At 60.7% G+C, this 14,202-nt stretch carries 12 protein-coding genes; 8 read left to right on the top strand and 4 right to left on the bottom strand.

Features of this window, described 5'->3' with window-relative positions:
- Positions 1 to 52: 52 nt before the first annotated feature.
- From JGZ97_RS06430 to JGZ97_RS06420, 3 genes are all read right to left on the bottom strand, one after another.
- Positions 53 to 916, bottom strand: coding sequence for a phosphotransferase family protein (locus JGZ97_RS06430; protein WP_207061787.1), 864 nt, complete (start codon positions 914 to 916; stop codon positions 53 to 55).
- An 18-nt stretch (positions 917 to 934) separates the two neighbouring features.
- Positions 935 to 1,567, bottom strand: coding sequence for a nicotinamide riboside transporter PnuC (gene pnuC / locus JGZ97_RS06425; RefSeq protein WP_207061786.1), 633 nt, complete (start codon positions 1,565 to 1,567; stop codon positions 935 to 937).
- Between the two features lie 348 nt (positions 1,568 to 1,915).
- Positions 1,916 to 2,518 carry a short chain dehydrogenase gene (locus JGZ97_RS06420; protein ID WP_207061785.1) on the bottom strand — a complete coding sequence of 201 codons (603 nt, stop codon included), beginning with the start codon at positions 2,516 to 2,518 and terminating at the stop codon, positions 1,916 to 1,918.
- 104 nt (positions 2,519 to 2,622) lie between these two features.
- Between JGZ97_RS06420 and JGZ97_RS06415 the strand changes: the two genes are divergently transcribed.
- Positions 2,623 to 3,534 (top strand): LysR family transcriptional regulator, encoded by a 912-nt coding sequence (locus JGZ97_RS06415; RefSeq protein WP_207061784.1) that lies wholly within the window; start codon positions 2,623 to 2,625, stop codon positions 3,532 to 3,534.
- A gap of 721 nt (positions 3,535 to 4,255) precedes the next feature.
- Here the strand turns inward: JGZ97_RS06415 and JGZ97_RS06410 are convergent.
- Positions 4,256 to 4,426, bottom strand: a complete 171-nt coding sequence (locus tag JGZ97_RS06410; RefSeq protein ID WP_207061783.1) for a hypothetical protein — start codon at positions 4,424 to 4,426, stop codon at positions 4,256 to 4,258.
- A 153-nt stretch (positions 4,427 to 4,579) separates the two neighbouring features.
- Here JGZ97_RS06410 and JGZ97_RS06405 point away from each other — a divergent pair, with 153 nt between their 5' ends.
- The 7 genes from JGZ97_RS06405 to JGZ97_RS06375 all read left to right on the top strand — a co-directional run bounded on the left by JGZ97_RS06405 (position 4,580) and on the right by JGZ97_RS06375 (position 14,114).
- The gene (locus tag JGZ97_RS06405) at positions 4,580 to 6,598 is read left to right on the top strand and encodes a class I SAM-dependent DNA methyltransferase (RefSeq protein WP_242521566.1); all 2,019 of its coding nucleotides are present in this window, start codon (positions 4,580 to 4,582) and stop codon (positions 6,596 to 6,598) included.
- On the top strand, positions 6,598 to 7,995 hold the full coding sequence (locus JGZ97_RS06400; protein WP_207061782.1) for a restriction endonuclease subunit S: 1,398 nt from the start codon (positions 6,598 to 6,600) through the stop codon (positions 7,993 to 7,995). The genes JGZ97_RS06405 and JGZ97_RS06400 overlap by 1 nt, the downstream gene beginning before the upstream one ends.
- Positions 7,992 to 8,918 (top strand): GIY-YIG nuclease family protein, encoded by a 927-nt coding sequence (locus tag JGZ97_RS06395; protein ID WP_207061781.1) that lies wholly within the window; start codon positions 7,992 to 7,994, stop codon positions 8,916 to 8,918. Before JGZ97_RS06400 ends, JGZ97_RS06395 begins: the two co-directional genes overlap by 4 nt.
- Before the next feature lie 108 nt (positions 8,919 to 9,026).
- On the top strand, positions 9,027 to 9,869 hold the full coding sequence (locus tag JGZ97_RS06390) for a hypothetical protein (RefSeq protein ID WP_207061780.1): 843 nt from the start codon (positions 9,027 to 9,029) through the stop codon (positions 9,867 to 9,869).
- A 22-nt stretch (positions 9,870 to 9,891) separates the two neighbouring features.
- Positions 9,892 to 10,524 carry a hypothetical protein gene (locus JGZ97_RS06385; RefSeq protein ID WP_207061779.1) on the top strand — a complete coding sequence of 211 codons (633 nt, stop codon included), beginning with the start codon at positions 9,892 to 9,894 and terminating at the stop codon, positions 10,522 to 10,524.
- Between the two features lie 9 nt (positions 10,525 to 10,533).
- A complete protein-coding gene (locus JGZ97_RS06380) occupies positions 10,534 to 13,710 on the top strand; it encodes a type I restriction endonuclease subunit R (protein ID WP_207061778.1) in 3,177 nt (1,058 codons plus the stop codon).
- 47 nt (positions 13,711 to 13,757) lie between these two features.
- Complete coding sequence (locus JGZ97_RS06375) at positions 13,758 to 14,114, top strand: hypothetical protein (protein ID WP_207061777.1); 357 nt, start codon at positions 13,758 to 13,760, stop codon at positions 14,112 to 14,114.
- Positions 14,115 to 14,202 lie beyond the last annotated feature (88 nt).

Here is a 14,202-nt window from a genome sequence, read left to right as displayed (position 1 = left end):
GCCGGCCTTCGCCCATAGAGAGGGCTTTGACCTAAAAACGACCATTGAGGATTCACGCCGACGCGGTTCGGCTTAACAGTGCCTCATTCGCTTTTATATACGATAAGTAGCGTCCATAAGGCTGCTTGTTTTGATATGCCCAGTCGAGGGAAACGATTGCATAGACCCATGCCCAGGCCTCTGCGATTTCGAAAAAGCGGGGATCGGCAATGCCGGAAGCGCTCTGGTAGGCGGCGCACAGATCGCGAAACTCCGCGCGTGCTAACTTAAATTCAACCGCCAGTGTCGCTAGATCCCAGCGACAATCACCCACCTGTGCAAACTCCCAGTCGATAAAAGCAAACCCGGCGTCAGTCTGAGCACCCGCTTCCGGGAGCAGCTGAAACAGGTTGTATCGGGTGAGATCACCATGCAACAGTCCCGTGTAGCCCTGGCCCGCGGTGATTTCTGCGACGGCCCGGGCTAATCGTTGCTGTGCGGTTTCGGACAGCGGAAACGTCAGAGTCTGCATACTTGGCAGGGCCAACAGGGGAATCCCCGCCAGTTCGATGTCCGCTTTGTGGATCAAATGCAGACAACGGGCAAATGCAGGCAGATGGTTCAGCAGTTCCGATTTGCCAAAGTGACGACCCGCAATTTTACTGGTGATCAGCAGCGTCGAGTCTGCATATAGGAGCTGCGGCAAAAGCCGGTTCGACAGGCAACTGCCGCGGCGATAACGGTTAAGTCGCGCCAAGACGTCCGCCTCTACAGAGTGAGCCGACAGCTGTTTTACAAAAAGAGACTGGCGGTCCTGCAATACGATAAAAGCCGCCGGATGGCGACTTTTATCGACCGTATACACGGCTGTTAGCTGTTTTCTGTACGCACTGGGCAGTGAGTCAACAAGCGCCTGTTCGACCGGTGGGGTCGCCATAAACATTACCAACCCGGATCAATCAAACTCAGCCGCCAGCTGGGAAGCCTTGGGCGCCTCCCCAAATTGATTGCGCCAGATAAAGTACCCCTGCACCGCCAACACGGTGTAAACCAGAAACAGCGCCGCCGTTGGCAGGTAGCCGGCTTGCAGGTGCAGATAGATCGACGCCGCATCGATCACGATCCAGTACAACCAGTTCTCCAGCACTTTTTGCGTGACTAGATACGTGGCAATCACCGCAAACACACTGGTAAAGCTGTCCAAATACGTAAACCGGGCATTGGAGTACTGTTCCAATAAAAAGCCGATCACCAGGGCCAATACCAGCCCGGAGGCGAGCCACTTGGCGTGCCGCCTGATGCTCCAGCTGACCACCTGGGTTTGCGCTTCTTGGCTTGATGAGGCCTTCTTCACCGCCAGACGCCGCCAGTTCCACCATCCGTAAATGGCCATAATCAGATAGTAAAAATTGAGCACGCTCTCCATCAGCAACGCCCCCTGCCAAAACAGGATGGTGTAGATGGCGGTGCTGGCAAATCCCGCCGGCCAACACCACAGGCTTTGCTTCATGGCCAACACCAGATACATCAAACCGAAGAAAACGGCGAGGTACTCCCAGCCCGACATGGCCTGAAAGCCGTCGATCAATTGCTCAATCATCATTCGCTATACCCACTCACGGTATGTTCTTACCTAAACCCAACGCACAAATCTCGAGGCTGGCAGTGGGAGCACGGCCAGTCACTGAGCCTGTTCCTCGCTGCCGGCACGTGCCCGACACAACACCCTCTAATTGGCCGTATCTGACCGGCAGGCGCCTGCGGTCCAGACCTTGGATATCGCGATCATTTAACGGGCGCCGGCGGGGAAGCTGCGTCATTGGCGAATAGAAGCCCGGCAGCCCTTTGACGCGCGAATTGTCTCATACTGGTGGGCTTATCGCAGCTGCGATAAAACGAATCAGCAGGCCTGAGTAGGCCTGCTGTAGACGCGATGCTAGCCTAGGATCCGGAAGGTCTGGCCACTCTGCAGCCCTTCGACGCTCTTAGCGTATCCCAGCGCGGCGCGGGCAGCAGGAACCGGGCAGTGTCCGCGGAAGAAGGGCCCGTAATCGGCCATGGCCTCTTCGATCACCCCTGGACTGACAACGTTGATCCGCTGGCCGCGCGGCATTTCGGTCGCCGCCGCCATGACGAAGCCGCTCAGCGCATTGGCCACCATGGAGGCAGAACTCCCCATGGGGACAGGGTCATGGTCGGTCACCCCAGTGCTGAGGGTGAAAGAGCCGCCGTCGCTGATGTACTCCCGACCGATCAACACCAGGTTCACCTGCCCCATCAGCTTGTCGTTCACTCCGAACCGGTAGTCTTCGGCGGTCATCTCGACAAACGGTTTCCACGTGGTATGGCCGGTACAGGAGACCACCGCGTCGAACGCACCCGCCTGTTCAAAAGCCATCCGGATAGACGCGGGGTCGGTTACATCCATCCGCAGGTCGCCGGAATGACGCCCCGCGGTGATCAGTTCGTGACGCTCGCCAAGCTCGTTGGCTACCGCCTTGCCGATGGTGCCGGACGCACCGATAAGAACAATACGCATGACTCAGACTCCTGATGCTTATTTGATGTCGAAGTCATGTTAATCTGGCCGCTTCTAACCGATTAGACGGCTGGGAAAAAACATACTGTTATCGTTTTAAAACAATGAGAGACCTGATCGAAGAGATGACCACCTTCGCGGTGGTCGCACGCGCCGGTAGTTTTACCGCCGCGGCCCATCAGCTTCAGCGATCAAAAGCCTACGTCAGTCTGCAAGTATCACGGCTGGAGAGCGCCATCGGACTGCAGCTGCTGTTCAGAACCACCCGCCGCCTGGAGCTGACCGAAGCAGGGCGCGCCTACCTGGATTACTGCGCCCAACTGCTCGACACGGTCGACGAAGCCGGCCGGGCGGTCGATGCCCTCAAGGGCAGCATGACCGGAATTCTGCGCTTATCGGTGCCCGTCTCTTTCGGCCAGGTGTTTCTGACCGAGGTCATCACCGCGTTCCAACAGCATTATCCCGAGGTGCAGGTACAGCTGGAGTTGCACAACGCCTTTCGTGACCTCAAGGTGCAGGGGCTGGACATGGCCGTTCGAATCTCATCGGAACTGAAAGCGGATCTGGTCGCGATCCGCATAGGGGATCTGAGCACGCCCATCTACGGATCACCCAGCTACTTCGCCCGCCACGGGCGTCCGCGCGCGCCCGATGATCTGGCAAAGCACACCGCCATTCTTCACAATGGTGTCGATGCCGATCAGCGCTGGCCGATGCTGATCGATGGTGATATTCAGAGGCACCCCATTAGCTGGCGCATGTCGGTCAACCACTACCCGCTGATTCGGGAGGCCGCAATCCAAGGCCAAGGGCTGGCCCGGTTACCAAGCTACCTGGCGGAAAAGGATGTCGCCGCTGGCAAGCTCGACGCCGTGTTAACGGATTTTCTGCCGCCGCCCCAACCCATCTACCTGGTCTACGACTACCAGGGCGCCCTGCCCCTGAAAAACCGCACATTCATCGACTTTACCCGGAAGTGGTTCGCCGACAGGCAAGCGTTGATGATGCTTGGATAACAGGCCAGACGCAACGGCGCGCTGTGCTAAACGGATGGGCGCCAGCTCCAATCGAAGCCTGGGGCTGCTTCGAAAGACGCCCGGATTCACGTAAAATGCTGCGCTCACTTTTCAGGTCGGAACAGGTACTCATGGCAAAGGCCAAAGCCAACAACAGTCAGCACACCCCCATGATGCATAGGGGTTCTTACTCCGTTTTATAGGCATTACAGCCCCGCCCATAGAAAAAGCCACACAACAACCTACACTGACGATCCTGCTACCCCTTCAGCTCTCGCTTCCTCTGCCCCCCCTCCCCTGGGAGCCGAACCCGCCGCCCGCTCTTCATGGCCGCCTGGTGGTCCGATAGCCGGGCCCATGGCGTGGCGTGGGAAAGTAGGTTCCCTTTTTGGAACGCACCGCGTTTCGCCTCGCCGCCGCTGGGCAGCCCGGTGCGCGGAATCAGGAGGGGGCGAAGGTGAGCATATTGGTACCCCTCGCCCTGCCGCAGTCTTTGTTCCCGCGAGCCGAAACGCCCCGCGAAAAATTCCGGGGGATTTTTTTGCCGGGATAAAAACCGGGGTACGATGGGGCGGTGCCGCGATGGAAGGAATGCGATGAAGAGAGATGACCCGCACGACCTCGAGCATAACGAAGGTCTTCACCGCCTGATGGTGCCCCCGGATCAGAGAAATGTGCGCTGCATCCGGTTCAACGGTTCCGGGCCACCCTCCGCCTTCAACTACTGGCGGGGCAGGCTCCTGGCCTGGGTCAAGCGGAAGCTGGGTGTCTCCGCCAGGCCATAAGCCCGCGCCTTCTCCTGCAGGTTCAGCAGCGCCACGGCGAAGCCCCCGCTTTCGAGACCGGAGCGGGACCCTGACAGCAGATTGCGCGGCCAGCGGGCGCGTGTCATTCCCCGGGCGCAACGCCCTAACCCCGCGCGCGTTGCGCCACCTCAATTCATTTTGCGCCCGGCCTGCGCTAGGATGCCTTAAATCTATATAAACCTCGCCGGGTCAATAAATTACGACCCCGGCGTGAGCTCTGTTGCAAGGACGCCTTACGCATGCTGTTAGAGAACCCGACCTCCATCATGAACACCAACACCTCTTCCCTCGCCGGCCTGATCTGGTCGGTGGCCGACCTGCTGCGCGGCGATTTCAAGCAGTCCCAGTACGGGCGCATCATCCTTCCCTTTACCGTGCTGCGTCGCCTGGAGTGCGTGCTGGCACCCACCAAGGCGACTGTGCTGGCCACGGTGGAGAGCACGCGGGAGATGCCCCAGGAGGCGCGGCACAAGCTGCTGCTGAACGCGGCCGACCAGGCGTTCTACAACACTTCCAAGCTGGACCTGGCCAAGCTGGGCGAGACCCATATCCTCGACAATCTGGACAGCTACGTGCGGGCCTTCTCGCCGGAGGCGCGGGAGATCTTCGAGTACTTCAGCTTCGAGACCAGCGTCGACAAGCTGGCCGACGCCGACCTGCTCTACAAGGTGGTGCAGAAGTTCGCCCACTTCGACCTGTCGCCCGAGGCGGTGGACAACTACCACATGGGCTTGGTGTTCGAGGACCTGATCCGCCGCTTCGCCGAGAGCTCCAACGAGACCGCCGGGGAGCACTTCACCCCCCGCGACATCGTGCGCCTCACCACCTCCCTGGTGTTCGCCTCCGACGACGAGGCGCTGGTGAAGCCGGGGGCGGTGCGCTCCATCTACGACCCCACGGCGGGCACCGGCGGCTTTCTCTCCTGTGGCATGGAGTACCTGCACGAGCTCAACGACCAAGCGCGGCTGGCCACCTTCGGCCAGGAGCTCAACCCCGAGTCCTACGCCATCTGCAAGGCTGACATGCTGATCAAGGGCCAGGAGATCTCCAACATCAAGCTGGGCAACACCCTCTCCAGCGACCAGCTACGGGGCCAGCAGTTCGACTACTGCCTCTCCAACCCGCCCTTCGGCGTCGAGTGGAAGAAGGTGGAGAAGGCGGTCAAGGACGAGCACCAGCAGCAGGGCTACAACGGCCGCTTCGGCCCCGGCCTGCCCCGCGTCTCGGACGGCTCCCTGCTGTTCCTGCTGCACCTGATCAGCAAGATGCGCAGCCCCACGGCGGAGACGCCCGGCTCGCGCGTCGGCATCATCCTCAACGGCTCGCCCCTGTTCACCGGGGGCGCGGGCAGCGGCGAGAGCGAGATCCGTCGCTACATCCTGGAGCAGGACCTGCTGGACGCCATCGTCGCCCTGCCCACGGACATGTTCTACAACACCGGCATCGCCACCTATATCTGGGTGCTCTCCAACCACAAACCCCGCGAGCGCAAGGGTAAGGTGCTGCTGATCAACGCCACCGGCCTGCACAGCCCCATGCGCAAGTCCCTGGGCTCCAAGCGCAAGTACCTGGACGATGCTGCCCTGGAGCAGATCGTGCGCCTCTACAGCCGCTATGACGCCGAGGAGCTGGCGGCCAGCGGTATCGCCAAGGTGTTCGACACCACCGACTTCGGCTACCGCCGCATCACCGTGGAGCGGCCATTGAAGCTGGCCTTCCACCCCCACGCCCCGGCGCGCCTGGACGCCCTTCAGGCCGACAAGGGCTGGGACAAGCTGGACGGCGAGCTCAAGCTGGCCATCCTCGATGGCCTCAGCCGCTTCACCGAGCAGAAGCTGCTCTCCCGCGACCGCTTCAAGAAACAGCTCGCGGCGCAGATGGGGGGTGTGAAGCTGCCCGCCCCGGCCTTCAAGCTGATCTGCAAGCACATCGGTGAGCAGGACGAGGAGGCCGAACTGTGTAAGAGCAAGGGCCAGCCGGAGCCCAACCCGGACCTGCGCGACAACGAGAATGTGCCCCTCGGCGAGGACATCGAAGAGTACTTCGCCCGCGAAGTGCTGCCCCACGTGCCGGATGCCTGGATCGACGCGAGCAAGACGGACCCCAAGGATGGCGAGGTGGGGATGGTCGGCTATGAGATCCCCTTCAACCGCCACTTCTACCAGTACCAGCCACCACGCCCGCTGGAGGAGATCGACGCCGACCTGGACGCGGTGAGTCGGGAGATCATGGACCTGCTGGCGGAGGTGCATAGCTGATGACAGGAAAGTATCAGATCTACTGCGAGTGTAAAGACTCAGGGGTCGAGTGGCTTGGAAAGATCCCCGAAGGCTGGCAGACGCTCCGACTTGGTGCACTGCTCCAGGAGCGCGGTGAAACGAACCAGGGGCCAGTAACGGAGAATATTCTCTCAGTTCTTAAAGATGTTGGTGTCATCCCTTACGCCGAGAAAGGGGATATAGGTAACAAGAAGTCTGACGACATCGAGCGTTACAAGGTTGTCCATCCCGGCGATCTTGTTGTGAACAGCATGAACGTGATCATCGGTTCAGTCGGAATATCCAAGTACCTTGGAGCTCTAAGCCCTGTATATCTGGTGCTTCATCCTAGAGACGGGAAAGTACTGCAACACCCTTACCTGGGGTACATATTCCAGATCAAGACGTTTCAGCAGTGGTTGAAGCGCTTGGGATACGGCATTCTGGATCACCGGTTACGTATCCCTATGGATAACCTGAAGAAAGAATTCTTGCCGCTCCCCCCTGTTGAGGAACAACGCACCATCGCCGCCTTCCTCGACCAGGAAACCGCCCGCATCGACACCCTGATCGCCAAGCAGCGGCGGCTGATCGAGCTGCTCAAGGAGAAGCGCCAGGCGGTGATATCCCATGCCGTCACCAAGGGCCTCAACCCCGACGCGCCGATGAAGGACTCCGGCGTCGAGTGGCTGGGGGAGGTGCCGGCGCATTGGCACACAACGCGCCTGAAGTATGAGTGCTTAAGCATTGTTGACTGCCTGCACTCCACACCAGCCTACGATCAGAGCGGAGACTTTCCGGCAATAAGGACAGCTGACATATCACCCGGAAAGTTAGATGTGGAGGGTGCAAGACGCGTAACCGAGGATGTTTTCCAAGAGAGAAATATCAGGCTAAAACCGGAGACCGGTGACATCATCTACTCCCGAGAAGGCGAACGATATGGTATGGCGGCGTGTGTCCCGGCTGGTGTTGACATCTGTCTTGGGCAACGCGTCATGCTTTTCCGAGCCGCCCAGACCCCTGAGTTCGTCATGTGGGCTTTGAACTCAGAATCCTGCTACAAACAAGCACAGCAAGATGTGATTGGCTCTACTTCTCCGCATGTGAACGTCGAGACCATCAAAAACTTTGCATTGGCGTGGCCTCCGCACGGTGAGAGAGAAGAAATAACGGCGCACATTACCGACATCACTCAGCGACTTGATCGCTTAATGTCCATCGCCGCAAGTAAGGCCGAGCTTCTACACGAACGCCGCACCGCCCTAATCTCCGCCGCCGTTACTGGCAAGATCGACGTCCGTAACTGGAAACCAAACTCAGCAGAACAAGAGGCCGACCGGCCCATGGTCGCCGAGCCCCTCCCTGAGTACCCAACCAGCCAGGAGCCCGCATGACCCAAGGACGCAGTATCCGCCTGTTTCTCGTGGACGGCAGCCCCAGCGGCCTGCTGACGGCGGAGATCATGAACTGGACGGGGCACGCCCTGACCGGGCCGCGCACGCGCCTGTCCGAACTGGTCAAACGCCCCGAGTGCGCCCGCACCGGGGTCTACTTCCTGGTGGGGACGGACCCCGACAACACAGCGCGCCCCCTGGTCTACATCGGTGAGTCCGATGACGTCGCCAAGCGTCTCAAGCAGCACAACCAGCCGGAGGAGAAAGGCGGCAAGGACTTCTGGGAGCGGGTCTGCCTGATCACCAGCAAGGACCAGAACCTGACCAAGGCCCACGTGAAGTACCTGGAGAGCCGCTTGATGGCCCTGGCCAGCGCGTCGGGCCGCTGCGGGCTCAAGAACGGCACCGCTCACGATTACTCGATGCTACCGGAGGCGGACCAGGCCGACATGGCTTTTTTCGTCGAGCAGATCCGCACCATTCTGCCGGTACTGGGCTTCGACTTCCTGCGCGACGCACGCGCCCCGTTGCAGCCTTCAAGTACGGACTCAGCGCAAGCCACTTCACCCTTGTTCGAGCTCAAGTTCCCCAAGTACGACATCACCGCCCGAGCCCAGGAGAGCGACGGGGAGTTCGTGGTACTGGCGGGTTCCCAGGCACGGGACAAGTGGATCGGCTCACCGCGCGGCTACCATGACCTGTTCGAGCAACTGATAGAGGACGGGGTGCTGAAAGCTGGCGAAAACGGCCACCGCGTATTCGCCAAGGACCATGCCTTCTCCAGCCCGAGCGCGGCCGCTGCCGTCGTGGTCGGCCGTCCCGCCAACGGCCGCACCAAGTGGCTGACTCAGGAAACCGGCCAGACCTACGGCAACTGGCAGGCCCAGCAGGTCGAGAGCGATACGCCGGAGATCGCGGGGTAACCCGGATGTACCTAACACCTTCAGCGCAGGAGCCGGCGATCCGCACCGCCGAGGACTTGGAAAAGCCAAGTCGCTGATCGAGCGCAGTTACCAGTGGGGATTGTCGAGATGCTGCACGCCATTATCAACAACAAGGCCGGACGGGTTGAGGTCAATGGTGTGTCTGTGCCACTGCGCCAGCTCTACAAGGAGCGGGAGGATATGATCACCGCGGCCATCTTCTCCCGCCTACCCTACCTCTCGGAGCAGGTCCAGAGGCTTCTGTTGGGGTCGCTGATGCCGGAGGCTGCCGTCGACTTCAGCCAGTTTGTTCGGACGGAGTTTTGGCCCAGCTTCAGCTCCAGCCTGCAGGAGCGCGTCGAGCCTGATGTGGTGATGCGATTCGAGTGGGGCACCCTCATGGTTGAGGTTAAGCGCCCACTAGACGGCTACCAGGACGGTGAGCAGTGGTACAGAGAGCTAGAAGCTCTTCCCGAGGAGTACTGGGAGGGGGTGGTTGTTTTTTGGGCCGTCGGCGGCGACAAGAAGCACAACCAGCGGTTGATAGACGAGCTCGAAGCACGGTTGCAGCAATGCGACCGGCTCAATGGTCCCGTGCAGTTTTTCGCGACTGCCTGGCGCGAGCTCGCCGTGGTTGTGGATCGACTGCTCGGGGCCGAATTCTCGCCGACTAAAGCGGATATAGCGATCCTAACGGATATGCTGGCCGCGCTGGACCTGTACAGCGTGCAATACCGCGAGCTGAAACTGCAGGAGCTTTGCCGCGATCGTCTGGGCGAAATCAGGGGAGCAGGCTGTTTGGCTGACTGGATTCAGCCAAACAGAGGCCTGGAGGCCGGGTTGAGAGCGGCGAGCCTAGGGTTTAGCCATTGGCCTCCTATCAGCCAGCTCCAGGGGGTGGCGCGCGATGCCTGGCGGAAGTGGCGGCCCACTAGCGCTAACCGGGATTAGAGATCTGAAAAAAGGGGAGTAAATGGACGTAGTAGAACTGGAAGCGGCCATGACGGATGTCCGCAAAGCGCAGCGCCTGCTGGTCGCCTATCACCAGCGGATTCTTCCACTTATCGAGGGCATCGCCGACCAGCTCGGCTGCGCCTATCACTACTGGGGGCCCCTCCACCATGGAACCGCCCCGTGGGGTAAGAGCAACCCATTTAGGCGCTGGGCATGGGACTTCGCCCCCTTGGATGACGCCAACTTCTTTTTTCTTAGCGAGCCGTTCGACAGCGCCCTGGTCAGGCCCGAAGGGTGGATGCTCGTTATCCGCCTCGTTACCGACAGCGGGCTCGCCAATGCGTTCACCACCAAAAAAGTGAACTGGGATGTCATGGATATATCAAGCGATCCGACAGAGTGCGAAACCCGACTAGAGCTTTATGCCTATAAACCGAGGCGGAGCTATCAGGATGACTGGGGATGGTGGAAGCTCTACAGCCAAAATGACTGGCCCAAGGAAAATGGTGGCCACTGTGAGTTGGAGCAGGACGGTTTCGTTTTTCGTCATGACGTACCCGTTTCGCGACTGGGCTCGACCGACGCCGTTCAAGGCGTGGTCGCTGAGTACAAAGCGTTGCTCACTAGTCGACAAGTTGCAGAGTTTGACTAGGGGGCTACGATGAGCGACGCCAAGGCCAGAGAGCTGGCTTTCCAGAACCACATCATCGCCGCGCTGGAGGCGCAGGGCTGGTTGGTGGGCCATACCCAGGGCTACGACCGCAAGCGGGCGGTCTACCCCGAGGACCTAATTGGCTACGTGCAGGCCACCCAGCGCGACACCTGGCAGAAGTTCTGCAAGATCTACGGTACCGAGCCGGAGCATCACCTGCTCAACGCTGCCGTGCGCAGCCTGGACCGCAAGGGCACCCTCTGGCTGCTGCGCAACCAGATCGAGGACCGTGGGGTGCGCCTCAAGGTGGCCACCTTCAAGCCCGACAGCGACCTCAACCCGGAGCTGTCCGAGCGCTACCGGGCCAACCGGTTGCGGGTGGTGCCGGAGCTGATTTACAGCCCGCATGGCTTCGACGGGCGCATCGATCTGACCCTGTTCATTAACGGCCTGCCGGTGGCGACCCTGGAGTTGAAGTCCTGCTTCAAGCAGAGCCTGGAGAACGCCAAGCGCCAGTACCGTTTTGATCGCAAGCCCAAGACCCAGAACAAGGCCGAGCCGCTGCTGACCTTCAAGCGCGGCGCCATCGTCCACTTCGCCGTCAACCAGTTCGAGGTGGCCATGACCACCAAGCTGGCGGGTAAGGACACCTTCTTCCTCCCCTTTAACCGGGGCACGGCAGCCGGTGGCGCGGGTAACGACCAGCCTGCGCCGGAGAATGGGGAGGCCGCCTACGCCACGGAGTACCTCTGGGCCGAGGTGTTCCAGCCCGACAACTGGCTCAAGATTCTGCATCGCTTCGTGCACCTGGAACAGAAGGAGACGTTCGACGAGCTGGGCCGCCTGCACCGCAAGGAGACGATGATCTTCCCCCGTTACCACCAGTGGGCGGCGGTGCAGAAGCTGCTGGGGGCGGTGCGCACGGAAGGGACCGGGCGCAAGTACCTGGTCCAGCACTCGGCGGGGTCAGGCAAGTCCAACTCCATCGCCTGGCTGGCCCATCAGGCCGCCAGCCTGCGCGACGGAGCGGGCGATAAGTTCTTCAGCTCGGTGATCGTCATCACCGACCGCACCGTGCTCGACAGCCAGTTGCAGGAAACCATCTCCCAGTTCGACCACGCCTCGGGGGTGATCAGCCGCATCAATCGCGACGAGGGCGCGGGCAGCAAGTCGAGCCAGTTGGCCGAGGCCCTAGCCAGCAGCACGCCGATCATCATCGTCACCATCCAGACCTTCCCCCACGTGCTGAAGGCGATCCAGGAGAGCACCGGTCTCAAGGACCGCACCTTCGCGGTGATCGCCGACGAGGCCCACTCCAGCCAGACGGGCAGCACCGCCCGCCAGTTGCGCGAGGTGCTGATGGCCGAGCAACTGGAGGACGAGCAGGAACTCTCCGCCGAGGACGTAATGAACGCCACCCTGGCCGCGCGTGGCGGCTCGGACAAGATCAGCTACTTCGCCTTTACCGCCACCCCCAAGGCCAAGACCCTGGAGCTGTTCGGTCGCCCGGATGACCCGACCCTGCCTTTGAGCGACGAAAACCCGCCCCGCGCGTTCCACGTCTATTCCATGCGCCAGGCCATCGAGGAGGGCTTTATCCTCGACGTGCTGAAGAACTACACCAGCTACTCCTTGGCCTACCGCCTGGCCATGAAGCAGGCCGAGGCGGACCAGGAGGTGGACAGCAAAAAGGCCAAGACCAAGCTGGCCAAGTGGGTGCGTCTGCACCCCCACAACATCGGCCAGAAGGTGCAGGTGATCATCGAGCACTTCCGCGAGAACATCGCCCACCTGCTGGCGGGAGAAGCTAAGGCCATGGTAGTGACCTCTAGCCGGGCAGCGGCGGTGCGCTACAAGCTGGCCTTCGACAAGTACGTGCGGGAGCAAGGCTACGACAAGATCCAGGCGCTGGTGGCCTTCTCCGGCGAGGTGAACGACCCCGAGAGCGGGGCTAGTGTGGAGGGAGGGCCCTTCACCGAGACCAACATGAACCCCGGCCTCAACGGCCGGGACATGCGCAAGGCGTTCGACACCGACGACTACCAGGTGATGCTGGTGGCCAACAAGTTCCAGACCGGGTTCGACCAGCCCAAGCTCTGTGCCATGTACGTGGACAAGAAGCTGACGGGGGTGGACTGTATCCAGACCCTGTCGCGCCTCAACCGCACCTACCCGGGCAAGGACGCCACCTACGTGCTGGACTTCGTCAACGAACCGGAGGAGGTGCTGGAGCAGTTCCAGCCCTACTACGAGACCGCCGAGCTGGACCAGGTCTCGGACCCGAACCTGGTCTATGACCTGATGCACAAGCTGCGCGACAACAGCATCATCAACTGGCCCGAGGTGGAAGCGTTCGCCGATGCCTACTTCGACCCCAAACGGGGCGGCCAGGCATTGACCGCCTACATCAAACCGGCGGTGGACCGCTTCAGCCACCGCTATCGCCACGCGGTTGAGGACTTACGCCAGGCGCGCGCCCAGCTTAAAGAAATCAAGCGGAACGGCAGCGAGGCGGAGCAGGCCAACGCCGAGCGCTGCGTAAAGGAGGCGGAGGAGAACCGCAACTCCCTGGACCTGTTCAAGAAGGACCTCAAGAGCTACATCCGCTTTTACGAGTTCGTCTCCCAGGTGGTGCCCTTTGAGGACCCGGAGCTGGAGCGACTCAACGTCTACAGCCGCCACCTGCTGCCCCTGCTGAGCCAGGAGGTGATCGAGGAGGACGAGATCGACCTCTCGGCGGTGGTGCTGAGCCACTACAACCTCAAGTACAAGCGCACCCAGGACCTGAAGCTCCAGGAGGAGCACGGCGAGTACCTGACCGGCATCACCGGCCTCGGCTCGGCCAAGCCCAAGGAGACTGAGAAGGACCTGCTCTCGCATATTCTGGACACCCTGAACGACCTGTTCGGCGCGGAGACCAGCGAAGGCGACCGCCTTGATTTTGTACAGGGTATGGCCACTAAGCTCAGCGAGAACGGCCCGGTGATGGACCAAATTCGTCACAACTCCGACGCGGCGGTAATGAACGGCGACTTCCCCAAGGCGATGGACAGCGCCGTGATCGAGCGCATGGACACCCAGAAGGGCATGGCGATGGAGTACCTGGCCAAGCCCGATGTGGCGCGGCAGATCCAGACGTTGATGCTGGCGTTGTTGCGGGAGCAGTTGGGGGCGACCCCTTCCTGAGATCCCAAGGCGCGCCGCCCGAGTCTTTTTAAAGAGGGAACCTTTAGATGATCAAGGCCAACGATGTGCACTCCGCCGAGCAGCGGCTGAGCGAGGAGCAGCTCTATGATTTTGTGGCCGAGGAGCTAGCACAGGGGGAAAAACGGACGGGGCTCTGGCTGAAGGCGCTGGAAAACTCGGAGGGCATCGAAGACCGCGCCAAGGCGCTTTACATTAAGTACCGGGTGCAGTCGTTGAAAGACGAGATACTTGTTGCTGCCGGAGAAAAAGCAGAGCAGACAAAAAAGAAGACCGCTGAAAAACCGCCCAAAGGCGACGGTGCCGGGCAGGTTGTGGCGGAGGTGCTTGGCGTTTCCGCTTGGCTCATCCTACCTCTCTTAATTATCGCAAGTTTGATTTACTAAATAATCACAAACACATGTGGGGCTGTAATATTCGAGCCCCGGGAGACAAGGATGTCATGAAGGCGCAGCCCGAGAAAAGCAGAAACAG

The organism is Motiliproteus sp. SC1-56 (assembly GCF_017309075.1).
In the GTDB taxonomy this organism is placed as follows: Bacteria; Pseudomonadota; Gammaproteobacteria; order Pseudomonadales; family Balneatricaceae; genus Motiliproteus.
Note: the sequence above shows the minus strand (reverse complement) of the source record. Positions and strands in the feature narration are given on the sequence as shown.